This window comes from Paenibacillus protaetiae (genome assembly GCF_004135365.1).
GTDB lineage: Bacteria > Bacillota > Bacilli > Paenibacillales > Paenibacillaceae > Paenibacillus_AP > Paenibacillus_AP protaetiae.
In genome coordinates, this window is the sequence record NZ_CP035492.1 from 3,721,485 (window position 1) to 3,745,000 (window position 23,516).

At 48.6% G+C, this 23,516-nt stretch carries 41 protein-coding genes (1 of these 41 only partly in view); 39 read left to right on the plus strand and 2 right to left on the minus strand.

Going from position 1 to position 23,516, the window contains the following annotated elements; translation table 11 throughout:
• Positions 1-16 precede the first annotated feature (16 nt).
• The 36 genes from rplD to ET464_RS17305 all read left to right on the plus strand — a co-directional run bounded on the left by rplD (position 17) and on the right by ET464_RS17305 (position 20,290).
• Positions 17-640, plus strand: a complete 624-nt coding sequence (rplD, locus tag ET464_RS17130) for a 50S ribosomal protein L4 (protein WP_129443067.1) — start codon at positions 17-19, stop codon at positions 638-640.
• Entirely contained in the window at positions 640-930 is a 291-nt protein-coding gene (gene rplW, locus ET464_RS17135) for a 50S ribosomal protein L23 (RefSeq protein WP_129443069.1), read from the plus strand. The genes rplD and rplW overlap by 1 nt, the downstream gene beginning before the upstream one ends.
• Positions 931-947: 17 nt before the next feature.
• On the plus strand, positions 948-1,778 hold the full coding sequence (rplB, locus tag ET464_RS17140; RefSeq protein ID WP_129443071.1) for a 50S ribosomal protein L2: 831 nt from the start codon (positions 948-950) through the stop codon (positions 1,776-1,778).
• Positions 1,779-1,845: 67 nt separating this feature from the next.
• A complete protein-coding gene (gene rpsS / locus ET464_RS17145) occupies positions 1,846-2,124 on the plus strand; it encodes a 30S ribosomal protein S19 (RefSeq protein ID WP_129443073.1) in 279 nt (92 codons plus the stop codon).
• Between the two features lie 42 nt (positions 2,125-2,166).
• A complete protein-coding gene (rplV, locus tag ET464_RS17150) occupies positions 2,167-2,502 on the plus strand; it encodes a 50S ribosomal protein L22 (protein WP_129443075.1) in 336 nt (111 codons plus the stop codon).
• A 13-nt stretch (positions 2,503-2,515) separates the two neighbouring features.
• Positions 2,516-3,178, plus strand: coding sequence for a 30S ribosomal protein S3 (gene rpsC, locus ET464_RS17155; protein ID WP_129443077.1), 663 nt, complete (start codon positions 2,516-2,518; stop codon positions 3,176-3,178).
• A 2-nt stretch (positions 3,179-3,180) separates the two neighbouring features.
• On the plus strand, positions 3,181-3,615 hold the full coding sequence (gene rplP, locus ET464_RS17160) for a 50S ribosomal protein L16 (RefSeq protein ID WP_129443079.1): 435 nt from the start codon (positions 3,181-3,183) through the stop codon (positions 3,613-3,615).
• Positions 3,605-3,805: a 50S ribosomal protein L29 gene (gene rpmC, locus ET464_RS17165; protein ID WP_006037938.1), complete on the plus strand. Its 201-nt coding sequence runs from the start codon at positions 3,605-3,607 to the stop codon at positions 3,803-3,805. Before rplP ends, rpmC begins: the two co-directional genes overlap by 11 nt.
• Positions 3,806-3,858: 53 nt before the next feature.
• The gene (rpsQ, locus tag ET464_RS17170) at positions 3,859-4,122 is read left to right on the plus strand and encodes a 30S ribosomal protein S17 (protein WP_129443081.1); all 264 of its coding nucleotides are present in this window, start codon (positions 3,859-3,861) and stop codon (positions 4,120-4,122) included.
• Between the two features lie 45 nt (positions 4,123-4,167).
• Positions 4,168-4,536, plus strand: coding sequence for a 50S ribosomal protein L14 (rplN, locus tag ET464_RS17175; protein WP_129443083.1), 369 nt, complete (start codon positions 4,168-4,170; stop codon positions 4,534-4,536).
• 52 nt (positions 4,537-4,588) lie between these two features.
• Positions 4,589-4,942 carry a 50S ribosomal protein L24 gene (rplX, locus tag ET464_RS17180; protein ID WP_208543864.1) on the plus strand — a complete coding sequence of 118 codons (354 nt, stop codon included), beginning with the start codon at positions 4,589-4,591 and terminating at the stop codon, positions 4,940-4,942.
• A gap of 30 nt (positions 4,943-4,972) precedes the next feature.
• Positions 4,973-5,515, plus strand: a complete 543-nt coding sequence (rplE, locus tag ET464_RS17185; protein ID WP_129443085.1) for a 50S ribosomal protein L5 — start codon at positions 4,973-4,975, stop codon at positions 5,513-5,515.
• Between the two features lie 27 nt (positions 5,516-5,542).
• Complete coding sequence (locus ET464_RS17190) at positions 5,543-5,728, plus strand: type Z 30S ribosomal protein S14 (protein ID WP_010348808.1); 186 nt, start codon at positions 5,543-5,545, stop codon at positions 5,726-5,728.
• Between the two features lie 31 nt (positions 5,729-5,759).
• A complete protein-coding gene (gene rpsH, locus ET464_RS17195) occupies positions 5,760-6,158 on the plus strand; it encodes a 30S ribosomal protein S8 (protein ID WP_129443087.1) in 399 nt (132 codons plus the stop codon).
• A gap of 30 nt (positions 6,159-6,188) precedes the next feature.
• Entirely contained in the window at positions 6,189-6,731 is a 543-nt protein-coding gene (rplF, locus tag ET464_RS17200) for a 50S ribosomal protein L6 (protein ID WP_129443089.1), read from the plus strand.
• Between the two features lie 63 nt (positions 6,732-6,794).
• On the plus strand, positions 6,795-7,163 hold the full coding sequence (gene rplR / locus ET464_RS17205) for a 50S ribosomal protein L18 (RefSeq protein WP_129443091.1): 369 nt from the start codon (positions 6,795-6,797) through the stop codon (positions 7,161-7,163).
• A 29-nt stretch (positions 7,164-7,192) separates the two neighbouring features.
• Positions 7,193-7,690, plus strand: a complete 498-nt coding sequence (rpsE, locus tag ET464_RS17210; protein WP_129443094.1) for a 30S ribosomal protein S5 — start codon at positions 7,193-7,195, stop codon at positions 7,688-7,690.
• A gap of 13 nt (positions 7,691-7,703) precedes the next feature.
• Positions 7,704-7,883 (plus strand): 50S ribosomal protein L30, encoded by a 180-nt coding sequence (gene rpmD, locus ET464_RS17215; protein ID WP_129443096.1) that lies wholly within the window; start codon positions 7,704-7,706, stop codon positions 7,881-7,883.
• Between the two features lie 39 nt (positions 7,884-7,922).
• On the plus strand, positions 7,923-8,363 hold the full coding sequence (rplO, locus tag ET464_RS17220) for a 50S ribosomal protein L15 (RefSeq protein ID WP_129443098.1): 441 nt from the start codon (positions 7,923-7,925) through the stop codon (positions 8,361-8,363).
• Positions 8,364-9,665 carry a preprotein translocase subunit SecY gene (gene secY / locus ET464_RS17225; RefSeq protein WP_129443100.1) on the plus strand — a complete coding sequence of 434 codons (1,302 nt, stop codon included), beginning with the start codon at positions 8,364-8,366 and terminating at the stop codon, positions 9,663-9,665.
• A gap of 89 nt (positions 9,666-9,754) precedes the next feature.
• On the plus strand, positions 9,755-10,405 hold the full coding sequence (locus ET464_RS17230) for an adenylate kinase (protein ID WP_129443102.1): 651 nt from the start codon (positions 9,755-9,757) through the stop codon (positions 10,403-10,405).
• Positions 10,405-11,163, plus strand: coding sequence for a type I methionyl aminopeptidase (gene map, locus ET464_RS17235; protein ID WP_129443104.1), 759 nt, complete (start codon positions 10,405-10,407; stop codon positions 11,161-11,163). The genes ET464_RS17230 and map overlap by 1 nt, the downstream gene beginning before the upstream one ends.
• 5 nt (positions 11,164-11,168) lie before the next feature.
• Positions 11,169-11,450 carry a KOW domain-containing RNA-binding protein gene (locus ET464_RS17240; RefSeq protein WP_129443106.1) on the plus strand — a complete coding sequence of 94 codons (282 nt, stop codon included), beginning with the start codon at positions 11,169-11,171 and terminating at the stop codon, positions 11,448-11,450.
• A gap of 2 nt (positions 11,451-11,452) precedes the next feature.
• Complete coding sequence (gene infA / locus ET464_RS17245) at positions 11,453-11,668, plus strand: translation initiation factor IF-1 (RefSeq protein ID WP_129443108.1); 216 nt, start codon at positions 11,453-11,455, stop codon at positions 11,666-11,668.
• A gap of 39 nt (positions 11,669-11,707) precedes the next feature.
• A complete protein-coding gene (gene rpmJ / locus ET464_RS17250; protein WP_003333770.1) occupies positions 11,708-11,821 on the plus strand; it encodes a 50S ribosomal protein L36 in 114 nt (37 codons plus the stop codon).
• 15 nt (positions 11,822-11,836) lie between these two features.
• Complete coding sequence (gene rpsM / locus ET464_RS17255; protein WP_129443110.1) at positions 11,837-12,205, plus strand: 30S ribosomal protein S13; 369 nt, start codon at positions 11,837-11,839, stop codon at positions 12,203-12,205.
• 19 nt (positions 12,206-12,224) lie between these two features.
• The gene (gene rpsK, locus ET464_RS17260; RefSeq protein ID WP_129443112.1) at positions 12,225-12,620 is read left to right on the plus strand and encodes a 30S ribosomal protein S11; all 396 of its coding nucleotides are present in this window, start codon (positions 12,225-12,227) and stop codon (positions 12,618-12,620) included.
• A 124-nt stretch (positions 12,621-12,744) separates the two neighbouring features.
• Positions 12,745-13,689 carry a DNA-directed RNA polymerase subunit alpha gene (locus ET464_RS17265; protein ID WP_129443114.1) on the plus strand — a complete coding sequence of 315 codons (945 nt, stop codon included), beginning with the start codon at positions 12,745-12,747 and terminating at the stop codon, positions 13,687-13,689.
• Positions 13,690-13,731: 42 nt separating this feature from the next.
• Entirely contained in the window at positions 13,732-14,097 is a 366-nt protein-coding gene (gene rplQ / locus ET464_RS17270) for a 50S ribosomal protein L17 (protein ID WP_129443116.1), read from the plus strand.
• A gap of 89 nt (positions 14,098-14,186) precedes the next feature.
• Positions 14,187-14,942 (plus strand): tRNA pseudouridine(38-40) synthase TruA, encoded by a 756-nt coding sequence (gene truA, locus ET464_RS17275; protein ID WP_129443118.1) that lies wholly within the window; start codon positions 14,187-14,189, stop codon positions 14,940-14,942.
• Between the two features lie 232 nt (positions 14,943-15,174).
• Positions 15,175-15,612: a 50S ribosomal protein L13 gene (rplM, locus tag ET464_RS17280; protein ID WP_129443120.1), complete on the plus strand. Its 438-nt coding sequence runs from the start codon at positions 15,175-15,177 to the stop codon at positions 15,610-15,612.
• A gap of 20 nt (positions 15,613-15,632) precedes the next feature.
• Positions 15,633-16,025, plus strand: a complete 393-nt coding sequence (gene rpsI / locus ET464_RS17285) for a 30S ribosomal protein S9 (RefSeq protein WP_129443122.1) — start codon at positions 15,633-15,635, stop codon at positions 16,023-16,025.
• 297 nt (positions 16,026-16,322) lie between these two features.
• Positions 16,323-17,018, plus strand: coding sequence for a phosphoadenylyl-sulfate reductase (locus ET464_RS17290; RefSeq protein ID WP_129443124.1), 696 nt, complete (start codon positions 16,323-16,325; stop codon positions 17,016-17,018).
• A 47-nt stretch (positions 17,019-17,065) separates the two neighbouring features.
• Positions 17,066-18,232 (plus strand): sulfate adenylyltransferase, encoded by a 1,167-nt coding sequence (gene sat, locus ET464_RS17295; RefSeq protein ID WP_129443126.1) that lies wholly within the window; start codon positions 17,066-17,068, stop codon positions 18,230-18,232.
• Positions 18,233-18,398: 166 nt separating this feature from the next.
• Positions 18,399-19,133: an N-acetylmuramoyl-L-alanine amidase CwlD gene (cwlD, locus tag ET464_RS17300; RefSeq protein ID WP_244226580.1), complete on the plus strand. Its 735-nt coding sequence runs from the start codon at positions 18,399-18,401 to the stop codon at positions 19,131-19,133.
• Positions 19,134-19,222: 89 nt separating this feature from the next.
• Complete coding sequence (locus ET464_RS17305; protein ID WP_129443130.1) at positions 19,223-20,290, plus strand: P-loop NTPase; 1,068 nt, start codon at positions 19,223-19,225, stop codon at positions 20,288-20,290.
• Between the two features lie 45 nt (positions 20,291-20,335).
• Here ET464_RS17305 and gerD read toward each other — a convergent pair whose 3' ends face one another.
• Entirely contained in the window at positions 20,336-21,025 is a 690-nt protein-coding gene (gene gerD, locus ET464_RS17310) for a spore germination lipoprotein GerD (RefSeq protein WP_129443132.1), read from the minus strand.
• A 155-nt stretch (positions 21,026-21,180) separates the two neighbouring features.
• Here gerD and ET464_RS17315 point away from each other — a divergent pair, with 155 nt between their 5' ends.
• On the plus strand, positions 21,181-21,804 hold the full coding sequence (locus ET464_RS17315; protein ID WP_165280041.1) for a KinB-signaling pathway activation protein: 624 nt from the start codon (positions 21,181-21,183) through the stop codon (positions 21,802-21,804).
• On the opposite strand, the gene pdaB is transcribed toward ET464_RS17315, so the two are convergent.
• A complete protein-coding gene (gene pdaB, locus ET464_RS17320) occupies positions 21,805-22,614 on the minus strand; it encodes a polysaccharide deacetylase family sporulation protein PdaB (RefSeq protein WP_129443134.1) in 810 nt (269 codons plus the stop codon). It abuts the gene before it with no gap.
• 114 nt (positions 22,615-22,728) lie between these two features.
• Here pdaB and ET464_RS17325 point away from each other — a divergent pair, with 114 nt between their 5' ends.
• Both ET464_RS17325 and ET464_RS17330 read left to right on the plus strand, forming a co-directional pair.
• Entirely contained in the window at positions 22,729-23,358 is a 630-nt protein-coding gene (locus ET464_RS17325) for a stage II sporulation protein M (protein ID WP_129443136.1), read from the plus strand.
• A gap of 135 nt (positions 23,359-23,493) precedes the next feature.
• Positions 23,494-23,516: the start of a hypothetical protein gene (locus tag ET464_RS17330; protein WP_129443138.1), read on the plus strand. It continues 199 nt past the right edge of the window; 23 of the gene's 222 nt are visible here — the first part of the coding sequence; it begins with the start codon at positions 23,494-23,496; the stop codon falls past the right edge of the window.

Consider the following 23,516-nt stretch of genomic DNA (forward strand, 5'->3'; position numbering starts at 1 on the left):
AAAGGAGGAACAACAAATGCCTAAAGTTACTGTATATAACGTGAGCGGATCGCAAGTTGGCGAGCTGGAACTGGCTGACAACGTGTTCGGTATTGAACCCAATGCTCATGTTTTGCACAGCGCTGTAGTATTGCAGCAAGCTTCCCAACGTCAAGGAACGCACAAAGTTAAAGGACGCTCCGAAGTACGCGGCGGCGGCCGTAAACCTTGGAAACAAAAAGGTACGGGTCGCGCTCGTCAAGGTAGCATTCGTTCGCCACAATGGGTAGGCGGCGGTACGGTATTCGGACCGACTCCACGCTCTTACGGCTTCAAACTTCCACGGAAGGTTCGTCGTCTGGCGATTAAATCCGCGCTTTCGTCCAAGGTGATCAACAACGAAATTATCGTTCTGGATCAACTGGCGCTGGCTCAGCCGAAAACGAAAGAATTTGCAGCAATTTTGAATAACCTCAAAGTTGAACGCAAAGCACTTGTTGTAACGGCTAACTATGAAGATAATGTAGCTCTTTCGGCTCGCAACATCCCAGGTGTTAAATTCGTTGCTGCTAACGGCATTAATGTTCTGGATGTATTGGTTCACGATAAGCTCATCATCACGAAAGATGCAGTAGAGAAAGTACAGGAGGTGCTTGCGTAATGAAAAATCCTCGCGATATTATCAAGCGCCCGGTTATTACGGAACGCACGAGCGATTACATGGCGAACAAACGTTATGTTTTCGAAGTCGATCTTCGCGCTAGTAAAACCGAAATTAAAGCAGCTGTAGAAGAAATTTTCAAAGTGAAAGTAACGGGCGTTAACACGATGCGCGTTCCTGGCAAATTGAAACGCTATGGCCGCTACAGCGGATATACTTCCGAATGGAAAAAAGCAATCGTTCAATTGAGCGAAGACAGCAAAGAACTCGAGTTCTTTGAATCGGTATAAAGAAGGAGGGAATCGAAGTGCCAATTAAGAAGTACAAACCGACATCTCCGGCCCGCCGTGCCATGTCCGTATCGACTTTTGAAGAGATTACGACAAGCACGCCGGAGAAATCGTTGCTTGCCCCTCTTTATAATAAAGCGGGCCGCAACAACCAAGGTAAAATTACGGTTCGTCACCAAGGCGGCGGACACAAACGTAAATACCGCATTATCGACTTCAAACGTACGAAAGACGGCATCCCTGGTAAAGTGGCTACGATCGAATACGATCCAAACCGCACATCCAACATTGCTTTGATTCATTACGTTGATGGTGAGAAAGCTTACATCATCGCGCCTAAAGGCCTGAAAGTCGGAGATCAAATCATGTCCGGCGCTGAAGCCGACATTAAAATTGGTAACGCACTTCCGCTGGTTAACATCCCGGTTGGTACCGTTATCCACAACATTGAGCTGAAACCAGGCAAAGGCGGACAATTGGTTCGTGCTGCTGGTACAGAAGCTCAATTGCTTGGTAAAGAAGAAGGCTACGCAATCGTACGTCTGACTTCTGGCGAAACTCGTCGCATTCTGAACACTTGCCGTGCAACGATCGGTTCTGTGGGCAACGAAGACCACGAACTCGTTAAAATCGGTAAAGCTGGTCGCTCTCGCTGGCTCGGCAAACGTCCTGAAGTTCGCGGCGTAGTTATGAACCCTAACGATCACCCACACGGTGGTGGTGAAGGCCGTGCTCCAATCGGACGCAAGTCGCCTATGTCTCCTTGGGGCAAACCAACCCTTGGTTACAAAACTCGCAAAAAGAAAAAAGCATCGAGCCAATACATTATTCGTCGTCGCACGAAATAATAGCTGCTTGATCAAAGCCGCGTGATCTTACCGGCTCGCGCGAGCTTTATTGAAGGGAGGACAACAAATGGGTCGCAGTTTGAAGAAAGGTCCGTTTATCGACGGTTACCTGCTGAAAAAAGTCGAGGATATGAACGAGTCCAGTAAAAAAGCTGTTATTAAGACTTGGTCCCGCCGTTCGACCATTTTCCCGCAATTCGTCGGCCACACTTTTGGCGTATACGATGGTCGCAAGCACGTTCCAGTTTATGTTACGGAAGACATGGTTGGACACAAGCTTGGTGAGTTCGCACCAACTCGTACGTACAAAGGCCATGACGACGACAAAAAAACGGGCAGACGTTAATTTGCCCTTTAATACCTTTATGTTATGAGAGGAGGTTCATCCATGCCAGAAGCTAAAGCGCATGCTAACCATGTCCGCATTGCTCCTCGTAAAGCACAGCTCGTTGTGGATCTTATCCGCGGCAAGCAAGTGGGCGAAGCGATTGCAATTTTGCGCCATACGCCGAAAGCTGCTTCTCCAATCGTTGAAAAGCTGCTTAACTCGGCGATCGCTAATGCTGAGCATAACTACCAACTGGACGTGAACAAGTTGGTTGTATCGCAAGTATTCGTGAACCAAGGTCCTACGATGAAACGTTTCCGTCCCCGTGCTATGGGACGCGCAAGCCGTATCAATAAAAGAACCAGCCACATCACTTTGGTGGTATCTGAAAAATAAGGAGGGATAACGTGTGGGTCAAAAGGTAAATCCGGTCGGTCTCCGCATCGGGATCATCCGTGACTGGGAATCGAAATGGTACGCAGGCAAAGATTTCGGCGATCTTCTTTTGGAAGACGTTAAAATCCGTGAGTACCTGAAAAACAAGCTGAAAGACGCTGCTGTATCTCGCATTGAAATCGAGCGTGCAGCTAACCGCGTTAACGTAACGATTAACACAGGCAAACCTGGTATGGTAATCGGTAAAGGCGGTTCTGAAGTGGAAAACCTTCGTACGGAACTTGGTAAAATCACGAAGGGCAAAAAAGTCCACATCAACATCGCTGAAATCAAACAACTCGATCTGGACGCTATTCTCGTAGCTGAAAGCATCGCACAACAACTTGAGCGCCGCGTATCTTTCCGTCGTGCTCTGAAACAAGCTATTCAACGTACTATCCGCGCAGGTGCTAAAGGGATTAAGACTTCGGTAAGCGGTCGTCTCGGCGGTGCTGAAATCGCGCGTACGGAAGGATACAGCGAAGGTACAGTTCCACTTCATACGCTGCGTGCAGACATTGACTACGGAACTGCTGAAGCTCATACTACTTATGGCCGTATCGGCGTAAAAGTATGGATTTATCGCGGTGAAATCCTTCCAACTAAGAAGAAAGCTCCACAGGAAGGAGGCAACTAATCATGTTGGTGCCTAAACGTGTCAAACACCGCAAACAACAACGCGGTCATATGAGAGGTCGCGCTAAAGGTGGTACCGAAGTAGCTTTCGGCGAATACGGTCTTCAAGCGCTTGAACCGGCATGGATCACAAACCGTCAGATCGAGTCCGCTCGTATCGCGATGACCCGTTACATTAAACGTGGCGGTAAAGTTTGGATCAAAATTTTCCCTGACAAACCGATTACTCAAAAGCCTCTTGAGGTTCGTATGGGTAGCGGTAAAGGTAACGTAGAGAAATGGGTTGCTGTTGTTAAACCAGGCAAAGTTCTGTTTGAACTGGCTGGCGTATCCGAAGAGATCGCTCGTGAGGCTATGCGTCTTGCATCCCATAAACTGCCTATCAAAACGAAGTTCGTGAAACGCGAAGAAGTGGGTGGTGAAGCAAATGAAAGCTAGTGAATTTCGCAACCTAACCTCTGCTGAGATTGAGCAAAAAGTCGCTGGTTTTAAAGAAGAGCTTTTCAACCTGCGTTTCCAACTGGCTACAGGCCAATTGGATAACCCAACCCGGATTCGTGACGTGCGGAAGGAAATAGCTCGTGCTAAGACCGTTCTGCGTGAAAGAGAACTCGGAATCAGCAGCTAAGCAGATGATCCTGTCTTTGATTGGTTCATAGGCCTTCAGGAAGGAGGAAGAAGATGAGCGAACGCAACGCACGTAAAGTCCAAATCGGCAAAGTCGTTAGCGATAAAATGGATAAAACAATCGTGGTAGCTGTAGAAACCTACAAAAAACATGATTTGTACCATAAACGCATCAAATACACGAAGAAATTCAAAGCTCATGACGAAAACAACCAAGCTAAAATCGGCGATGTTGTTAAAATCATGGAAACTCGTCCGCTTTCCAAAGACAAACGCTTTAGACTCGTAGAAATCGTGGAGTCTGCGATTGTTCTTTAAGAAGCGTCAGGAATGTAAAGCTCGATCTGAAAGGAGGACATTCAGATGATTCAACCATTTACACGTTTGGCTGTTGCTGACAACTCCGGCGCTAAAGAACTGATGTGCATTCGCGTGCTTGGCGGTACTGGACGTCGTGTTGGTCACATCGGCGACTTGATCGTATGCTCCGTCAAACAAGCAACACCAGGCGGCGTTGTCAAAAAAGGTGACGTTGTTAAAGCGGTAATCGTTCGTACGAAACGTTCGGTTCGTCGTAAAGACGGTTCCTACATCGCATTCGACGAGAATGCAGCTGTAGTTGTGAAAGAAGACAAGAGCCCTCGCGGCACTCGTATCTTTGGACCAGTAGCCCGTGAGCTTCGCGATAAAGACTTCATGAAGATCGTATCGCTTGCACCGGAAGTTATCTAATACCTTCCCCAACAGGAGAGGGCCTGAAGCTATATAGCAGGAGGTGTAACAAATGCCAAAGCTGAAAAAAGTGCTTGAATCCCATAACCATAAACTGCACGTCAAAAAAGACGACACAGTTATCGTTATTTCCGGCAAAGATAAAGGTAAAAAAGGTCGCGTAATTGAATCGTACCCACGTGAAAATCGCGTCCTGGTCGAAGGTGTTAACATGGTGAAGAAGCATACGCGTCCTTCGCAGGTTAATCCGCAAGGCGGAATCATTGAGCAAGAAGCTCCGATTCATGCTTCCAACGTGATGCACATCGATCCGAAGAGCGGCCAAGTAACCCGTATCGGTTACAAAGTGCTCGATAACGGCAAAAAAGTCCGGTACGCTAAACGTTCCGGCGAAGTAATCGACTAAACGATACGTTAGAAAGGAGGACTATCGAACATGGCAGCAAGATTGAAAGATCGTTACCTTAATGAAATTACTCCTGCTCTGATGCAGAAGTTTAACTATACGACAGTCATGCAAGTGCCGAAGATTGAAAAAGTGGTTATCAACATGGGCGTAGGCGAAGCAGTCGCTAACTCCAAAGTGCTTGATGTCGCTGTAGAAGATCTTCGTCTCATTTCCGGTCAAAAACCGGTCGTAACACGTGCGAAGAAGTCTATTGCAGGCTTCAAACTCCGCGAAAACATGCCAATCGGGGTTAAAGTAACACTGCGCGGTGAGCGTATGTACTACTTCCTTGACAAGCTGTTTAACGTCTCGCTTCCTCGCGTTCGCGACTTCCGCGGCGTATCGACGAAAGCATTTGACGGCCGCGGTAACTACACGCTTGGCTTGAAAGAGCAATTGATCTTCCCGGAGATCGAATACGACAAGGTTGATAAAGTACGCGGCATGGACGTCGTTATCGTCACGACGGCAAAAACGGACGAAGAGTCCCGTGAACTGCTGACCCAACTGGGCATGCCGTTTGCGAAGTAATCCACTTACAGGGAGGTGTAATACCCAGTGGCAAAAACTTCGATGAAAGTGAAGCAACAACGTGCACCAAAATTCAAAGTGCGTGCTTATACACGCTGTGAACGTTGTGGCCGTCCGCACTCAGTTTTGCAAAAGTTTAAAATTTGCCGGATTTGTTTCCGCGAATTAGCATATAAAGGCCAGATTCCTGGCGTCAAAAAAGCAAGCTGGTAATTAGCTTAGTTCGGGAAGGAGGTTAACAAGAATGGTTATGTCTGATCCGATTGCAGATATGTTGACTCGCATCCGTAATGCGAATGTCGTTCGGCATGAGACAGTGGAAATGCCTGCTTCGAAAGTGAAGAAGCAAATCGCTGACATTCTGAAGCGTGAGGGCTTTATCCGCGATGCTGAATTTATCGAGGACAACAAACAAGGGATTATCCGTATTTTCCTGAAATACGGCCCGAACCAAGAACGCGTTATTACCGGTTTGAAACGTATTTCGAAACCAGGTCTTCGCGTTTACACAAAATCGACTGAAATCCCACGCGTATTGGGTGGTCTGGGTATTGCGATCATCTCTACGTCCAAAGGGATTATGACAGATAAAGAAGCGCGCCAAGTGAAATCCGGCGGCGAAGTTGTCTGCTACGTTTGGTAATAACAAGTCACAAAGATTGGAGGTGTAACAATGTCCCGTATTGGCCGCAAACCGATTCAAGTACCTAACGGCGTTAACGTTAGCTTGGATAACGGCGTAATTACTGTAAAAGGACCTAAAGGCTCGCTGTCCCGCCCTGTTCATAAAGATATGAAAGTGAACATCGAAGCTGACACGATCGTCATTGAACGTCCGTCTGATAATAAACTGCATCGTTCTTTGCACGGCACAACTCGCAGCATCATCGCGAACATGGTTAATGGCGTAACTGAAGGTTACTCCAAAAGCCTGGAGCTTGTTGGCGTAGGTTACCGTGCAAACAAAGCCGGCGACAAAGTTGTTCTGAACGTTGGCTACTCGCACCCTGTGGAGATTGTTCCCGATCAAGGTATCGAGTTTGAAGTTCCAGCTGTAACGAAAATTATCGTAAAAGGCATCGACAAAGAACTTGTCGGCGCTACGGCTGCTAAAATCCGTTCTGTACGCGAACCAGAGCCTTACAAAGGCAAAGGTATCAAATACGAAGGCGAACGCATTATTCGCAAAGAAGGTAAAGCTGGTAAGAAGAAATAAGCAGCTCGTTAAAGCTGCTTAATCTCACGGCTTGATCTACTCAGGAAAGGAGTGTACCTGGCGATGATTACAAAAGGCGATAAAAACAAGGCACGTCTGAAAAGACACCTTCGTGTTCGTAAAAAAATCAACGGTTCGGCAGCACGTCCGCGTCTGTCCGTATTCCGTTCTTCCAAGCATATCTATGCACAACTGATCGATGACGTTCAAGGCGTAACGCTTGCATCCGCTTCGACAGCAGACAAGGAATTGGCTGCTCAAATCGGCAACGGCGGCAACGTGGAGTCGGCTCGTAAAGTAGGTCAGCTGATTGCTGAACGTGCAAAAGCAAAAGGCGTAACTGAGGTCGTATTCGACCGCGGCGGTTACTTGTATCACGGCAGAATTCAGGCGCTTGCTGACGCAGCTCGCGAAGCTGGCCTCGAATTCTAATCATTTTTCAAAAAGGGAGGTAAAATGACTTGCGTATAGATCCGAATACGTTAGAACTGACTGAAAAAGTAGTTCACATCAACCGTGTCGCAAAAGTTGTAAAAGGCGGTCGCCGTTTCAGCTTTAGCGCACTTGTAGTTGTCGGTGACGGCAATGGCCACGTCGGCGCAGGGATCGGTAAAGCGGGCGAAGTACCTGATGCAATTCGCAAAGGTATCGAAGACGCTAAGAAAAACCTGATCCAAGTTCCTCTCGTTGGAACAACGATTCCTCACCTTGTACTGGGACATTTCGGCGCTGGCGAAGTTCTTCTGAAACCAGCTTCCAAAGGTACCGGTGTTATCGCCGGCGGTCCGGTTCGTGCCGTTCTTGAACTTGCTGGTGTAGGTGACATCTTGACGAAATCGCTTGGTTCTTCCAACTCCATGAACATGGTAAACGCAACGCTGGAAGGTCTTTCCCGCCTGAAACGCGCGGAGGATGTTGCTAAACTGCGTGGAAAAACCGTCGAAGAGCTTTTAGGTTAAGGAGGGGTATACGATGGCAAAATTGCAAATCACCCTCGTCCGCAGTCTGATTGGCCGTAACGAAAAGCAACGTGCAACTGTAAAGTCGCTCGGTTTGACTAAAATTCGTCAATCGGTTGTTCATGAGGACAGCCCGGCCATTCGCGGCATGATTAACGCAGTTAACCACATGGTTAAAGTCGAAGAAGTGTAACATAGATCGAACAGAAATCATTAAGGAGGTGCACGAACGATGAAATTGCATGAGCTCGCTCCAGCACCGGGTTCCAAAAAGGAACGTAACCGCGTTGGACGTGGTATCGGTTCCGGCAACGGTAAAACTGCGGGACGCGGTCACAAAGGTCAAAATGCTCGTTCCGGCGGTGGTGTTCGTCCAGGCTTTGAAGGCGGTCAAAACCCTCTTTACCGTCGTGTTCCAAAGCGTGGATTTAACAACCGTTTCCGTACGGAATATGCCGTTGTGAACATTGAGGATCTTAACAACTTTGCAGCAGGCACCGAAGTCACACCAGAAGTTCTTCTTGAACAAGGCATTGTCAAAAATGCTCTGGACGGCATCAAGATTTTGGGTAACGGCGAAATCAAGGTACAGCTGACTGTAAAAGCGAATAAGTTCTCTCAATCTGCGGTAGAGAAAATCCAGGCTGCCGGCGGTAAAACCGAGGTGATCTAATTGTTCAAAACCGTGTCAAACATTTGGAAAGTGTCGGATTTGAGAAATCGAATCTTGTTCACCCTTTTCATTCTTTTGATTTATCGCATCGGCTCCTTCATACCGGTTCCGGGCGTAGATAAAGACGTATTTAAGCAAGTTGACCAAGCTGGAACAGACCTGTTTGGTTTGCTGAACACGTTCTCCGGCGGTGCGCTGTTCCATTTTTCCATCTTCGCACTAGGAATTACGCCTTACATTACAGCTTCGATCATCGTACAGTTGTTGTCGATGGATGTAATTCCGCGTTTCGCTCAATGGGCGAAAGAGGGCGAGATCGGTAAAAAGAAACTCGCGCAAATTACGAGATATGGCACGGTTATCCTTGGTTTGGTTCAAGGCTTTGCTACAGCGATCGGTTTCAATCGTCAGTATAACTACGATATGGTTCCGGGAGCTGGCTTCGGAGACTACTTGCTCATCGCCATCATTTTGACGGCAGGCGTTGCCTTCATGATGTGGCTTGGCGAGCAGATTACGGAGCGCGGTATCGGCAACGGGATCTCGATCCTGATCTTTGCCGGTATTACCGCAAGCTTGCCTGGCCATATTCGTACGCTTTACCAAGATCAGTTTGTCGGCAAATCCGACCAGCTGTTCTGGAATATCGGCAAAATGGCTTTGATCGTGATCGCGGTCATTTTCATCTTTGTTGGTGTTATCTTTGTTCAACAAGGCATCCGGAAAATTCCGGTTCAATACGCCAAACGCGTAGTGGGTCGGAAAATGTACGGTGGTCAATCGACACATATCCCGATGAAAGTGAATGGCGCAGGCGTTATTCCTGTTATCTTCGCTGTATCGCTGCTTATGTTCCCGATTACGATCGCACAATTCTGGGCTGGACATGATTGGGCGAACTGGATTATCAACAACCTGTACTACGACAAGCCACTTGGCATGGTATTGTACGTGCTGCTGATTATCGGTTTCACCTTCTTCTATACCTTCGTTCAAATTAATCCGGTTCAAATGGCCGATCAAATGAAAAAGAATGGCGGATATATCCCGGGCATTCGCCCTGGTAAACCGACTTCTAATTATCTGACGCGTGTCATGTCGCGTATTACGCTTGCAGGCGCGCTATTCTTGGCGGTTATCTCCATCCTGCCGGTTCTGTTCGGTGCGGTGGCTGGTTTGCCAAGAACGGTTATGCTGGGCGGCACTTCGCTTCTGATTATCGTCGGTGTAGCACTCGACACGATGAAACAAATCGAGAGCCAATTGATCAAACGCCATTACAAAGGGTTTATCAATAAATAACAATAGGTTCTGACCGGGTTGCCGCTCTCGTCCGAAGGCTGGTGCGGGGCCCGCCCGAGCCTATTGTGCTTAAAGCGAGGAACATGCCAATGAACATTTTATTCATGGGTCCTCCGGGAGCCGGTAAAGGTACGCAAGCCGAGCGAATCGTCGATACTTTCGGCGTGCCGCATATTTCGACTGGCGATGCATTCCGCCTTGCGATGAAGCAAGGAACACCGCTCGGTCTCAAAGCGAAAGAGTATGTCGATCAAGGGCTGCTTGTACCTGATGAGATCACGAACGGCATTGTTAAAGAACGCCTTGAACAGGAAGATTGCAACAAAGGTTTCTTGCTTGACGGTTTCCCTCGCACGCTGCAGCAAGCCGAAGCGCTTGACGGTATGCTGAAGGAACTTGGCCGCAGCATCGACCATGTGATCAACCTGAAAGTAGACCGCAGCTTGCTGCTTGCCAGACTAACTGGAAGACGCATCTGCAAATCTTGCGGTTCAACGTACCATGTGCTGTTCAATCCGCCAAAGCAGGAAGGCGTATGCGATAAATGCGGCGGTGAATTGTATCAGCGTTCGGATGATACGGAAGAGAAAGTCGGAACACGCCTCGACGAATATATTTCGAAGACGGCTCCGCTTTTGAACTACTACAGCGAGAAAGGTCTTCTCCGCGAAGTCGATGGCGAGAAGGAAATCGATACGGTAACAGCCGATATTGAGTCCTACTTGCGTGGTTCATTGTAATGATCGTTTGCAAATCCGAATCGGAGCTGCGACATATGAGGGAAGCCGGCCGAATCGTTGCGGATACGCACCGCATAATGGCGCAAGCGGTGAAGCCGGGCATTACGACGGCTGAGCTTGATGAAATTGCCGAAGCGTATATTCGCAGCCAAGGCGCCGTTCCATCCTTCAAAGGTTACAATGGTTTTCCTGCCAGCATTTGCGCTTCTGTTAACGACGAGCTGGTTCATGGTTTCCCGGGATCTCGCAAGCTGAACGAAGGCGATATTATCAGCATCGATATCGGCGCCCAATACGAAGGCTACCACGGAGATTCCGCATGGACCTACGCGGTTGGCTCGGTATCCGGTGAGGTTAGACGGCTGCTGGAAGTATCGGAGCAATCGCTTTATGCGGGCCTTGCGCTCATAAGGCCGGATGTTCGGCTGTCTACCGTATCGCATGAGATTCAGCGCGTTGTCGAAGCGGCGGGTTTCTCCATCGTACGGGAGTTTGTAGGACACGGAATTGGTAAAGACCTTCATGAGGAGCCGCAAATTCCGAACTACGGATTGCCAAACCAAGGACCGTTGCTGAAGCCTGGAATGGTTCTTTGCATCGAGCCGATGGTCAATATCGGCGAGCGGTATGTCCGCACGCTCGAGGACAATTGGACGGTCGTCACGGAGGATAGTTCCTGGTGCGCTCATTTTGAGCACACAGTAGCTGTAACGGAGAACGGTTTTGAAATTTTGACAGCATTGCCGGTTGAGGTGTAGATTCTATGGAGATACGTCCGCAGATCGGTCAAATCGTCAAAGTGCTTCGGGGTAAAGAAGAGGAAAGCCTGGCTGTCATTATCCGCATTGAGGATGAGCGGTTCGTATGGATCGCCGACGGGCATAAGCGCCGCTTTGACCGCCCGAAGAAAAAGAACGTTCTGCATCTTGAGTTGCAGGAGACCGTCAGCAGCGAAGTTGTAAACAGCATAAACGAAACAGGCCGGGTAACCAATGCCAAGTTGCGTTATGCTATTCAGAAGTTTGCGTATGCGAAAGGAGATTGACTGTGGCTAAAGAAGACGTCATTGAGGTCGAAGGCACGGTGCTAGAGCCATTGCCGAATGCCATGTTCAAGGTGGAACTGGAGAACGGTCATCAGATCCTCGCACACGTTTCCGGTAAACTCAGAATGCATTTTATCCGTATTCTGACTGGAGACAAAGTGGTCGTACAGTTATCGCCTTATGATTTATCAAGAGGGCGCATCACCTATCGGAAGTAGGCTTAGGCCTGCTCTGATAAGATTCGGGAGGTAATCACAATGAAAGTTAGACCTTCGGTTAAACCGATTTGCGAAAAATGCAAAGTCATTCGCCGTAAAGGTAATGTTATGGTGATTTGTGAAAATCCGAAACACAAACAAAAACAAGGATAAGGAGGTAAACCATATATGGCACGTATAGCTGGTGTTGACTTGCCGCGTGACAAACGCGTCGAAATCGCCCTGACGTACATTTTCGGGATCGGCAAAACGACTTCCCAAAAAATCCTGAGCACAACTGGGATTAACGCTGACACTCGTGTTCGCGATTTGACGGAAGACGAAGTAAGCCGTTTGCGCGAAACGATCGACAAAACCGTTAAAGTGGAAGGCGACCTGCGTCGTGAAATTTCCCTTAACATCAAACGTCTGATCGAGATCGGATGCTACCGTGGTGTTCGCCATCGTCGTGGTCTGCCGGTTCGCGGACAACGCACGAAAACGAATGCTCGTACTCGGAAAGGTCCTCGTCGGACTGTAGCGAATAAGAAAAAATAAGAAGGGAGGATAACTGATTATGGCTAAACCTAAAAAAGTCGTACGTACGAAACGCCGCGACCGTAAAAATATTGAATCGGGCGTAGCTCATATCCGCTCGACTTTCAATAACACGATCGTTACGATCACGGATCCGCATGGCAATGCGATTTCTTGGGCAAGCTCCGGCAACCTTGGTTTCAAAGGTTCCCGTAAAAGCACGCCTTATGCTGCTCAAATGGCAGCTGAATCCGCAGCTAAAGCAGCTATGGAACATGGCATGAAAGCCGTTGAAGTTATGGTTAAAGGCCCAGGCGCTGGTCGTGAAGCGGCAATCCGCTCGCTGCAAGCAGCAGGTCTGGAAGTTAACCTGATTAAAGACGTAACGCCAATTCCTCACAACGGATGCCGTCCGCCGAAACGTCGTCGCGTATAACCTAGCTTCTGTGGTATCAAATTAATGCAACTTGTGAATAATGGTTGTGAAGGTTTGGCATACTACAAGTTTAGACTAGATTACGGTACGGTAACGGAGCGACGTTTGAAGGAGGGTACTATTAGTGATTGAGATCGAAAAGCCGAAAATCGAGACCGTAGAATTGAACGAAGAAGGAACATACGGACGTTTCGTTGTAGAACCGTTGGAACGCGGATATGGCACAACGCTCGGAAACTCGCTTCGTCGCATTCTGTTGTCGTCTCTGCCGGGCGCGGCAGTGACATCTGTACAGATCGATGGAGTTCTTCATGAGTTCTCTACGGTTCCGGGAGTGATCGAGGACGTAACAGAGATCATTCTTAACCTGAAAGGCCTCTCGTTGAAAATCCATTCCGATGAAGAAAAGGTGCTGGAAATTGACGCGGAGGGCGAAGGGAACGTTACGGCGGGCGATATTCGAGCCGACAGCGATGTCGAGATTTTAAGCCCTGATCTTCACATCGCAACCTTGGCCTCCGGCGCGCGGCTCCATATGCGGGTTTTCGCCAATCGTGGTCGCGGTTACGTGCAAGCGGACCGCAACAAGAAAGAAGACCAGCCGATTGGTGTTATTCCTGTAGATTCGATTTACACGCCAATTACACGTGTCAACTATAGCGTTGAAAATACCCGTGTGGGTCAAGTGACCAACTACGACAAGCTGACGCTTGAAGTATGGACAGACGGCAGTATTAGACCGGAAGAGGCTGTAAGCCTCGGCGCTAAAATTTTGACCGAGCATTTGGACCTGTTCGTTGGATTGACCGATGAAGCCAAAGACGCGGAAATTATGGTCGAGAAGGAAGAAGATAAGAAAGAGAAAGTTCTGGAGATGACAATCGAAGAACTGGATCTTTCCGTACGTTCTTACAACTGTTTGAAACGTGCAGGCATCAACACTGTGCAAGAGCTGATTACGAAATCCGAAGAGGACATGATGAAGGTCCGCAACCTGGGCCGCAAATCGCTCGAGGAAGTGCAAGAGAAACTCGAAGAACTGGGCCTCGGCCTTCGGACGGAAGAGTAAAGAGCTTGCAAGTTAGACTTGGGCAAGGGAGGGGAAATATAGATGGCATACTCTAAATTGGGCCGTGACGCAAGTGCACGTAAAGCATTGTTCCGTGACCTCGTTACTGACCTGTTCCTTTATGAACGCATTCAAACGACTGAAGCGAAAGCGAAAGAAGTTCGTTCGATCGCTGAAAAGCTGATCACGAAAGCGAAGAAAGGCGATCTGGCTGCTCGTCGCCAAGTTGCTGCTTACGTTCGTCGTGAAAGCGTAGATGGAGAGCAAGACGCAATCCAAAAGCTGTTCTCCGAGCTGGCCACCCGTTACTCGGAACGTGCGGGCGGATACACGCGGATTTTGAAGCTGGGACCCCGCCGTGGCGATTCTGCGCCAATGGTATATCTGGAACTGGTTGACCGCGCGTAATTGAGAAAGGGTGGCCCTTGAGGCCACCTTTTTTTATTCAAGCGAATGCGATGCTGGGAGAGTTCTTTTAGTGAAAGGTTTGGTTTGCCATGCGCAACATCTGTATGAAAGTAAGTTATGACGGCTCCGGCTATAACGGTTTTCAGTCGCAGCCCGACGGTAACACGGTCCAGGATAAGATCGAGAAAGCGCTCCTTATGCTTACGGGAGAGGAGATTCTTATTATCGGTTCCGGCAGAACGGATGCAGGCGTACATGCGAGGGGACAGATGTTCAACTTTCATACAGCTTCTGCGATACCGATCGAAAGATGGCCGGTTGCGATTAATTCCCGTTTGCCGGACGATATTGTTATTCTGGAAGCGTATGAGGTTCCGGAAAACTTTCATGCGAGGCGATCCGCTAAACGGAAAACCTATCGCTACACCATTGACACCGGCAAATACCCGGATGTGTTTGGGCGGCAATACCGGTTTCACCATTACCGGCCGCTGGATGTCGCTGCGATGCGTCAAGCCATCGTTCATTTGATTGGAACTCATGATTATACGTCCTTTACTTCTACGCGTTCTACGAAACCTAGCCATGTCCGGACGATCTACGAGGCTTACATCGAAGAAGAAGGTCCGTTTGTCCATGTTTACGTAACAGGCAACGGCTTCTTGTACAACATGGTGCGGATCATCGTAGGAACTTTAATAAAGGTTGGGATTGGCGCCATACCGCCGGAGCGTTTTCCGGCGATATTGCAAGCATGCGATCGTTCCAAAGCCGGACCGACGGCGATTCCGCAAGGGCTGATGCTGTGGGATGTCCATTATGCTGAGATAAAGCCTGGATCGTAAGGGGAGTCAGCCTCCAATATGGTTTAAAAGATTGGAAATACGCCAAATTCGCTTGCACATGCCTAATCTTTATAGTAGAATATAACTTGTGCTTTCTTAGTGGCTCTCCCACAGCCCCGACTAAGAATACACCACCAAATGTAATATCAAAGCAACATCTAACTGAACGAAATAAGTTGAGAATTTAATGACATAAACGTTTAGAAACGTGAACATTGAAGGAGGACCATCCATGCGTACGACCTTTATGGCTAAGACGAATGAAGTTGATCGCAAATGGCATGTAATCGATGCTACTGGCAAAACTCTTGGTCGTCTGGCTAGCGAAGCTGCAAGCCTGATCCGTGGCAAGCACAAACCTGAATTTACTCCACATGTGGATTGCGGCGATTTCGTCATCGTAATCAATGCAGAGAAAATTCACCTGACTGGTAAAAAACTGACGGACAAAATGTACTACCGTCACTCCTTGCATCCAGGCGGTCTGAAAGTAACTCCAGCTCAAGAAATGATTCAGAACAAACCTGAACGTGTTATCGAGCTGGCTGTACATGGCATGTTGCCTAAAAACCGTCTCGGTGACAAAATGAAGCTTAAACTGAAAGTATACGCTGGTTCGGAGCATCCACACCAAGCACAAAACCCTGAAGTTTACGAACTTCGCGGCTAATAAAAGAGGAGGACAGTTTCATGGCTCAAGTACAATACTATGGAACCGGTCGTCGTAAACACTCTGTTGCACGCGTACGTCTTGTGCCGGGTGAAGGACGAATCATCGTTAACAAACGCGACCTGAATGAATATTTTGGTCTGGAGACGCTTAAGCTGATTGTTAAACAACCGCTGGCTCTTACAGAAACTCTTAACAACTACGACGTTATCGTAATCGCTAACGGCGGTGGCATGTCCGGTCAAGCCGGCGCTATCCGTCACGGGATCTCCCGTGCGCTTCTGAAAGCTGACCCTGAATTCCGTCCAGCTCTGAAACGTGCAGGCTTCCTGACTCGCGACCCACGCATGAAAGAACGTAAAAAATACGGTCTCAAAGCTGCACGTCGCGCTCCACAGTTCTCGAAACGTTAAGACAAGATTATACAAGAAGGCATTTCCGGTTTCCGGAGATGCCTTCTTTTTGTTTTCCGTAAAAGCTTGCCGATGCTTATATGTTCAAAAGACCTCCAGAAGCGGCTAATTGAGAGATAATTTCAATATGAAATAAACACCCTGGATAAATGGGAACAATTCTCAATTATTGGGCCTAAATAGGCATGTTCTTCAGGGACTTTTTATCAAATAAGCATTGAATTAACGATTCGCTCGGATTATAATACTTATTAATACAGATGATTTTACTTGGGATTAAAATGGAGGGATAAGCAAATGAACTTGTTTGAAAAGGAAGCGCTCGTGAAGCAAAAAGCGGAAGAGCTTGAAACCGCAACTCCCGAGGAGATTTTGGCTTATGCAGTAGAAACTTTCCCGAATATTACGTTTGCGTGCAGCTTTGGCGCGGAGGACGTTGTACTTGTTGATATGCTGCAAAAGGTTAGTCCAAAGACCGACATCTTTTATCTCGATACCGATTTTCACTTCAAAGAGACCTATGAAACCCGCGACCGCTTGATCGAACGTTATCCGGGAATCCCTTTTGTCCAAGTAAAACCGCTCCTTACACCGGAAGAGCAAGCGGAGCAGCATGGACCGGAACTTTGGACGAGAGACGCCAATGCATGCTGCAATATCCGTAAAGTCGAACCGCTTACGCGTGTCCTTTCGAATTATGAAGCATGGATTACGGGGATCCGCCGCGATCAGGCGCCGACCCGTGCGAATGCAAAGAAAGTTGAATATGATACGAAGTTTGGCTTGATCAAGTTTAACCCGCTTGCAAGCTGGACTTCCGAAGACGTATGGAATTATATCCGTGAGAATGAAGTTATTTATAACCCGCTGCATGATCAGAACTATCCGAGCATCGGCTGCGAATATTGCACGCGTCAAGTTATGCCGGGCGAAGATCCGCGCGCAGGACGCTGGGCCGGCCAAGACAAAACCGAATGCGGACTTCATAAATAAGATAGCCATCATCTTTTTTCAAATAACGGAGGAGGCTTTACATCAGCATGACTCAAATCCAACCGCATGGCGGCGTTTTGGTTAACCGGATTGCTGCCGGAGAACAACGGGAGCAATTGCTTGCCGAAGCAGCAGAGCTGCAGGCAATCGTAATTAGCAACTGGGCGATTTCGGACCTTGATTTGATTGGTATCGGTGCTTTTTCGCCGCTGACGGGCTTTTTGAACGAAGAAGATTATCAATCGGTCGTTGATCGTATGCGCCTTGCGAACGGCACGGTATGGAGCATTCCGATTACGCTGCCGGTCGATGAGGAGAAAGCTTCCTCTCTTCGAATCGGCGAGCGCGCTGCGCTTGTAGGCGAAGACGGCGTCATTTACGGCGTAATCGATGTGCAAAGCATTTATAAAGCAGATCAGAAGCATGAAGCGGTTCAAGTGTACAAAACCGACGATCTGGAGCACCCAGGTGTCCAAAAGCTGTTCGAACGTCCGGACACGTATGTTGGCGGAGATATTACGGTATTGAACCGTCCGAAACCGGACAAATTCGAACAGTATTATTTTGACCCGTCGCAAACGCGCGAAATATTTGCAGACAAGGGCTGGAAAACGGTCGTAGGCTTCCAAACCCGTAATCCGGTTCACCGTGCGCATGAGTATATCCAGAAGACGGCGATGGAAATCGTGGATGCTTTGTTCTTGAACCCGCTTGTAGGCGAAACGAAATCGGATGACGTACCGGCAAATGTGCGGATGAAAAGCTATCTGGCTCTTCTCGACAACTATTATCCGGAAGACCGCGTATTCCTTGGCGTATTCCCGGCTGCGATGCGTTATGCGGGACCGCGGGAAGCCATCTTCCACGCGCTTGTCCGTAAAAACTACGGCTGCACGCATTTTATTGTAGGACGCGACCATGCAGGCGTTGGCGATTATTACGGCACCTATGAAGCGCAAGATTTGCTAAAGACGTTCCCTGCCGAAGACTTGGGCATTACGCCGCTTTACTTCGAGCACAGCTTTTTCTGCACCAAATGCGGCAATATGGCTACAACCAAAACATGCCCGCATGACAAAGCTGACCATCTGACATTGTCCGGCACGAAAGTACGCGCGATGCTGCGTGACGGCGTATGCCCGCCGCCGGAATTTTCCCGTCCGGAAGTAGCCAAAATTTTGATCGAAGGCATGAGTGCAGCGGTGGAAGCGTAACTTAAAACCGCGTGTTATTCTTGTCCGGCAACACATATCTGACCACCTCGTCCCATATAAATGATAATGTGTACAGGGCTTGCCTGTCCGTATGCGAAGCATTTATCTTTTTGGGGGACGGGGTGGTTTTTATTATGCGTCGGCGGGAGGAAGGCTCGTCGTTTGGATGACCTACAAAGGCGCAATGCGGATTGCGCTTGGGCTGATAGCTGTTACGCTAACCTTTATGCTGCTAGGACATAACATGCCTTCCGTCCATACGTGGACGTACTGGTCTATGCCGCTTTCCGGCAAGACCGTAGTGATCGACGCCGGGCACGGCGGGATTGACGGCGGGGCGGTCAGCAAATCGGGCGCAATCGAAAAAGACTTGAATTTAGCGATCGCCTTATATTTGCGCGATTATTTGCAGCAGTCCGGCGCTTCCGTGCTGATGACAAGGGAAGGCGACTATGACCTGGCTGGCCAGGATACAAACGTCGTGCGCAAAAGAAAAACCGAGGATTTGCTCAAGAGGGTATCGGTCATTCAGAACAGCGGGGCTAAACTGGCAGTCAGCATTCACATGAACAGCATACCTTCCGACAAATGGTCGGGCGCTCAAACCTTTTATTACCCGAACGGAACCGATAATGGGATGCTGGCCACCTTCATTCAAAACGAAATTCGCCGGAATCTCGAGAATACAAGCCGTGTGCCCGCTGTAAAGCAGGATGTCTATGTGCTGAAAGCTGTGAAAGATATTCCAACTGTGCTTGTGGAGGTCGGCTTTTTGTCCAATCCGGGCGAGTCGCAGCGGCTAGTAGATCCGGCTTATCAGAAACAGATCGCGGCGGCGATTTACCAAGGCATATTGCGGTATGCATCGGGCGAGAAGATTAACGTGAGCAGCTCAGGCTGAAGCTGAAGCTTGCCTTTCAAACTGTGCTATAATGGAATAGGTTTCATAATAAAAAACGTTATTGCACATAAAAGGTGGGACTATACACAATGTTGACACGCGAGCAAGCTATAGAAGCCGTGAATGCCGTGACGGCTCAATATAGCTCGTACCATGTTGCGGTACGGGATGTGATGGTCAAAGACCGTCAAGTGTCCTTGACGATCTTGACGGCAAGCGATGAGCTGAAGTCATCGCTTGAAGGAGCGCTGCGCGAAGCTCTCGCGCAGGCTGGCGCCGAAACCGTGCACTGCCGGTTTCGCCCGCTTGAAGCTGCGGCGCAGGCAGAGCCGGCCGCCGCAGGCGCCAAAGCGGACGGTCCCGTGAAGGGACACGGGACCGGACTGCAAACCCCGCTGCTGGATCCCCGCAGCGGGGTGCAGTTCATCGCCATCGCCAGCGGCAAAGGCGGCGTCGGCAAATCAACCGTCACCGTTAACCTGGCGACGGCACTTGCCCGCAAAGGCAAACGCGTCGGTATCATCGACGCCGATATTTACGGCTTTAGCGTTCCGGATATGATGGGGATTGAGGAGCGGCCGGCTGTAGAGTCCGACCGGATCATCCCGATCGAACGCTTTGGCGTACAAGTGATGTCGATGGGCTTTTTCGTGGAGGATAACAGCCCGGTCGTCTGGCGCGGACCAATGCTCGGCAAGATGCTGCGCAACTTTTTTGCCGAAGTGGAATGGGGAGAGCTGGATTACCTGCTCCTCGACCTGCCTCCGGGTACAGGCGATGTAGCGCTGGACGTCCATCAGATTATTCCGCAAAGCAAAGAAATTATCGTAACGACGCCGCATGCGACAGCAGCTTTTGTTGCGGCGCGGGCCGGCGCTATGGCGGTCAAGACAAATCACGACATTATCGGCGTCGTTGAGAATATGTCTTATTACCAGAACAAAAACGGTGAAGTGGAGTACGTATTTGGCCGTGATGGCGGAGCAAGGCTGGCGGAAACGCTGCACGTGGATCTGCTTGCCCAAATTCCGTTGGGTCAGCCGGACAATCACCCGCTCGAACCTGACTTTTCGCCTTCCGTTTATAAATCGGATACCGAAATCGGACGATTGTATGATGAGCTGGCTGATCAAGTCATTCATAAAACCGCCCAATAAAAAACAAGCCCGGATGGAGAAACGTGATCTCCATCCGGGCTTGTTTTAACCTTCTTGTTCATTTCCTTCGCCGTCGCCTTCGCCTTCCCCTTCGCCCTCAGAGCCTCCGGAGTCTTTTTTATCCTCTCCGCCGCCTTCTTTTTTCTTATCCTCCGCTTTTGGCTCGAGCTGTTCTTTCACAGCGCTTTTCATCAGATCAAGCATTTCCAGCTTGAAGATCGGATTGCTCATGGATTCCTGCATAATCGACATCACTTGCTTGCGATAGTCCGATCCTTGCAGCACCTCGAGTATCATCTTTTTCATATCCGGCGTATTCAGCGTCTTGACCAGATCAGCTTGGTAACTTGGATCCTTTAATAATTGCTTATGAATGTCTTTGTTCTGCTTATTTACCGCTTTGGCGAATTCGCCGGCAAACCGGGTATCGGTCATCAAGCTGCGTATCACTTTGTCGTAATCCGGAGATACCAGTACATCCTTGACAGCAAGGCGAACTTGCTCCTGGTCCTGAACCGACAGCAACTTGGCATTGCCTCCGCTGTAGCCGGACATCTGCTGGCTGGATTCCTGCAGCGCCTTTTGAGCATCTTCGGTTTTCAAAATGTCGATGACCATTGATTTGAGATCCTTATAGCTGACTTGTTGATTATTGGGTGCAGGCTCCGAGCCGCAGCCTGCAAGCATAAGAAGCCAAGCGGCTGCAGCAGCAATCAGTATATAGCGGTGACGCATGTCCCATGGTCTCCCTTCTGGCAGTAACGTCTTGGTGCATTAATTTTAAGGTGTACCTAGTATGCGCCCAGCGGAATCGTATTATGACCGGAAGGATTAGCTTTTTATTGCGAACGTGGTAAAATAAGGAGTAATGCGAAGGAGGGAACTCGACCTTGAATTTGAAGAAATGGGGTTTATTGTTCGGCGTATGTATGCTTGTTGGTTTAGCGGCTTCTGTCATTACGGGTTCGATCATGCAATGGACGGACCATGATTTTGGCTTTATGGGGTTAAAGGCTGCAGGTTTTAATGCGTTTATGATGGCCATTGTAGGGTTAATGTTTGGCGCCTTCAGCCATATGGGCTTTTTCGCTTATTTAACGTTAAATTATATTGCGCTCAGCATTTTCCGCAAAAGCTATTTGTGGAATGCGCTGCAAGGCTACAGTACTTTATTTGCGGCGGGATGGATGGGCTACATGCTGTATAAGGAACGCTCCGAAGGCGTTTTGTTTTGGCTGCTGCCGCTTGGGCTGCTTGCATGCGCTGCGATCGTCTCCTACGTGAAAATCAAACAAACGAACAGCAGTGCATTTATTCCTTCGATGTTTCTGTTGTTTACCATTACATTTATTGAAGCATGGCCAGCGCTTCAGGGCGAGCTTAATGTAGCAGCCATTATTTTTATGATGATCCCGTTGTTTGCCTGCAATGCATACCAGATCATGATGCTGCACCGCATTCTTGGCAATCAAACGGCCGATTCCCCAGCGGCTGCTGTGAAATCGGCCCAATAATTACGGAGTATCGGAAGAAGCTTTTAATATACCGGCGGAGGAAGAGGTCTTGTCCTGCACGCTTTTTCCGCTTAATTCGGTTTGCGCCAATAGCTGGGATACCGATACGAAGTCATAGCCTTTGGCGCGCAGCTGGTCGATAATAACCGGCAGCGCTTCGTGGGTTTGTTTTACGGAATCGCTTGCATGCAGCAGGATGATGTCTCCGGGATGAGTGCGGTTAACGACGCGGTTAATAATTTTGTCCGTCCCGATATTCATCCAGTCCAGCGAGTCGGTGTCCCATTGAATCACTTTGTAGTTAAGCTCGTCCGCAATACGAAGTACCCGTTTGTCAAAATCGCCGTTCGGTAGGCGGATAAGCGTAGGTTTTTTACCTGTGATGCCCGATATGATCGTATCGGCGGTTGTAATTTGCTTGCGGATTTCATCATCGCTCAGCTTGCTGTAATTATCGTGCTTATGGCCATGGCTGCCAATTTCATATCCCGCATCCATTATTTTTTTGACGATTTCAGGATGGGATTGGCTCCACGGTGAGGAAAGAAAGAAAGTTGCCTGTGTAATGCCTTTTTCTTTAAGTACATTAAGAATGGGTTCTGTACGCTTGTCTCCCCAACTGATATCGAACGTTAAAGCGACTACCTGCTTGTCTGTCGGCACACTGTAGATTGCAGCCGGCTGCTGCGGGGCAAATACGGTGATGTTGTCTCTTTCGGCATAAATAACACCGACGGAGAACACAACTGCGATTGCAATTAGAAAATATTGCTTTAATCTTTTACCATTCAGTACATAGAAGAAGTTCATGGATAAAGCTCTCCTTTCCTCATAAAGCTTGTTCTTGTACAATCTATGCTCGTACACTCAAGTTATTCATGCTTGTTCAACTTTTCGATTGAACAATAAGAAGGAGGAAGCTTTATGTGGAGATGGAGCGGGATAATTGCCCATTTAAAAGCAATGCGGCGCTATATTGCCTTTAGCGCTGTATTATTTTTGGCTGGACTTGTTGTCGGAGCCACCAACCAGTCGTTGTTTTCTTATTTGGATTCGCAAGTGGAAGCGATTCGCAAATTATCGAGCACCATTAGCGAGACCAACAGCCCGACATTCAGCTTCATCCTGTTCATCTTTTTAAACAATGCGATTAAAGCTGTGATGGTCATTTATGCGGGGGCCGCACTCGCTGTGTTCCCTATTTTCTTCTTAATACTAAACGGGATGATTATCGGATACTTGCTTCATAAGGTCGAACTGGAGCAAGGAGCCGGGCATCTAGCCGATCTGATATTCCGCGGATTACTGCCGCACGGGATATTGGAGATTCCGGCAATCATCGTGGCTTCGGCGTATGGAATCAAATTCGGAGCGCTGGTTTGGAAAGGATTCTTTAATGGATTAAAGCAAGCTGCAGGAGGAGCAGCCGGAACGAGAGGCGAGATCTCGGCTTTTGTGCAGCGGAGCATCCCGGTTGCCGTCCTTTTAGTCGCAGTTTTGCTTGTTGCCGCCGTTATCGAAAGCACACTTACACGATGGCTTATTGCCCTGTAATAAATTTGCCAATAATTGAGCATAACAGTAAAGCGATGACAACCTTTCGTTTGAATGCGAGGTTGAATGAAACCATTCATTGTATGCATGCGCTTTGTCAGACGCTGCCGCAATTTAAGGAGGCTATTTACTGTTATGCTCGGAATACTGTTCAACGA

Bases quoted from the DNA above. Each gene is read 5' to 3' on its own strand.
- cwlD (WP_244226580.1), top strand. From the start codon at position 18,399: ATGACCTACAAAGGCGCAATGCGGATTGCGCTTGGGCTGATAGCTGTT.
- rplP (WP_129443079.1), top strand. From the start codon at position 3,181: ATGTTGGTGCCTAAACGTGTCAAACACCGCAAACAACAACGCGGTCAT.
- rplR (WP_129443091.1), top strand. From the start codon at position 6,795: ATGATTACAAAAGGCGATAAAAACAAGGCACGTCTGAAAAGACACCTT.
- rplQ (WP_129443116.1), top strand. From the start codon at position 13,732: ATGGCATACTCTAAATTGGGCCGTGACGCAAGTGCACGTAAAGCATTG.
- truA (WP_129443118.1), top strand. From the start codon at position 14,187: ATGCGCAACATCTGTATGAAAGTAAGTTATGACGGCTCCGGCTATAAC.
- rpsI (WP_129443122.1), top strand. From the start codon at position 15,633: ATGGCTCAAGTACAATACTATGGAACCGGTCGTCGTAAACACTCTGTT.
- rpsM (WP_129443110.1), top strand. From the start codon at position 11,837: ATGGCACGTATAGCTGGTGTTGACTTGCCGCGTGACAAACGCGTCGAA.
- rplE (WP_129443085.1), top strand. From the start codon at position 4,973: ATGGCAGCAAGATTGAAAGATCGTTACCTTAATGAAATTACTCCTGCT.
- ET464_RS17325 (WP_129443136.1), top strand. From the start codon at position 22,729: ATGTGGAGATGGAGCGGGATAATTGCCCATTTAAAAGCAATGCGGCGC.
- sat (WP_129443126.1), top strand. From the start codon at position 17,066: ATGACTCAAATCCAACCGCATGGCGGCGTTTTGGTTAACCGGATTGCT.
- rplN (WP_129443083.1), top strand. From the start codon at position 4,168: ATGATTCAACCATTTACACGTTTGGCTGTTGCTGACAACTCCGGCGCT.
- rpsS (WP_129443073.1), top strand. From the start codon at position 1,846: ATGGGTCGCAGTTTGAAGAAAGGTCCGTTTATCGACGGTTACCTGCTG.
- rplD (WP_129443067.1), top strand. From the start codon at position 17: ATGCCTAAAGTTACTGTATATAACGTGAGCGGATCGCAAGTTGGCGAG.
- pdaB (WP_129443134.1), bottom strand. From the start codon at position 22,614: ATGAACTTCTTCTATGTACTGAATGGTAAAAGATTAAAGCAATATTTT.
- map (WP_129443104.1), top strand. From the start codon at position 10,405: ATGATCGTTTGCAAATCCGAATCGGAGCTGCGACATATGAGGGAAGCC.
- ET464_RS17240 (WP_129443106.1), top strand. From the start codon at position 11,169: ATGGAGATACGTCCGCAGATCGGTCAAATCGTCAAAGTGCTTCGGGGT.
- ET464_RS17305 (WP_129443130.1), top strand. From the start codon at position 19,223: ATGTTGACACGCGAGCAAGCTATAGAAGCCGTGAATGCCGTGACGGCT.
- rplM (WP_129443120.1), top strand. From the start codon at position 15,175: ATGCGTACGACCTTTATGGCTAAGACGAATGAAGTTGATCGCAAATGG.
- ET464_RS17290 (WP_129443124.1), top strand. From the start codon at position 16,323: ATGAACTTGTTTGAAAAGGAAGCGCTCGTGAAGCAAAAAGCGGAAGAG.
- rpsH (WP_129443087.1), top strand. From the start codon at position 5,760: ATGGTTATGTCTGATCCGATTGCAGATATGTTGACTCGCATCCGTAAT.
- rplO (WP_129443098.1), top strand. From the start codon at position 7,923: ATGAAATTGCATGAGCTCGCTCCAGCACCGGGTTCCAAAAAGGAACGT.
- rpmC (WP_006037938.1), top strand. From the start codon at position 3,605: ATGAAAGCTAGTGAATTTCGCAACCTAACCTCTGCTGAGATTGAGCAA.
- rpmD (WP_129443096.1), top strand. From the start codon at position 7,704: ATGGCAAAATTGCAAATCACCCTCGTCCGCAGTCTGATTGGCCGTAAC.
- gerD (WP_129443132.1), bottom strand. From the start codon at position 21,025: ATGCGTCACCGCTATATACTGATTGCTGCTGCAGCCGCTTGGCTTCTT.
- rplX (WP_208543864.1), top strand. From the start codon at position 4,589: ATGCCAAAGCTGAAAAAAGTGCTTGAATCCCATAACCATAAACTGCAC.
- rpmJ (WP_003333770.1), top strand. From the start codon at position 11,708: ATGAAAGTTAGACCTTCGGTTAAACCGATTTGCGAAAAATGCAAAGTC.
- rplW (WP_129443069.1), top strand. From the start codon at position 640: ATGAAAAATCCTCGCGATATTATCAAGCGCCCGGTTATTACGGAACGC.
- rpsK (WP_129443112.1), top strand. From the start codon at position 12,225: ATGGCTAAACCTAAAAAAGTCGTACGTACGAAACGCCGCGACCGTAAA.
- rplF (WP_129443089.1), top strand. From the start codon at position 6,189: ATGTCCCGTATTGGCCGCAAACCGATTCAAGTACCTAACGGCGTTAAC.
- ET464_RS17230 (WP_129443102.1), top strand. From the start codon at position 9,755: ATGAACATTTTATTCATGGGTCCTCCGGGAGCCGGTAAAGGTACGCAA.
- rpsQ (WP_129443081.1), top strand. From the start codon at position 3,859: ATGAGCGAACGCAACGCACGTAAAGTCCAAATCGGCAAAGTCGTTAGC.
- rplV (WP_129443075.1), top strand. From the start codon at position 2,167: ATGCCAGAAGCTAAAGCGCATGCTAACCATGTCCGCATTGCTCCTCGT.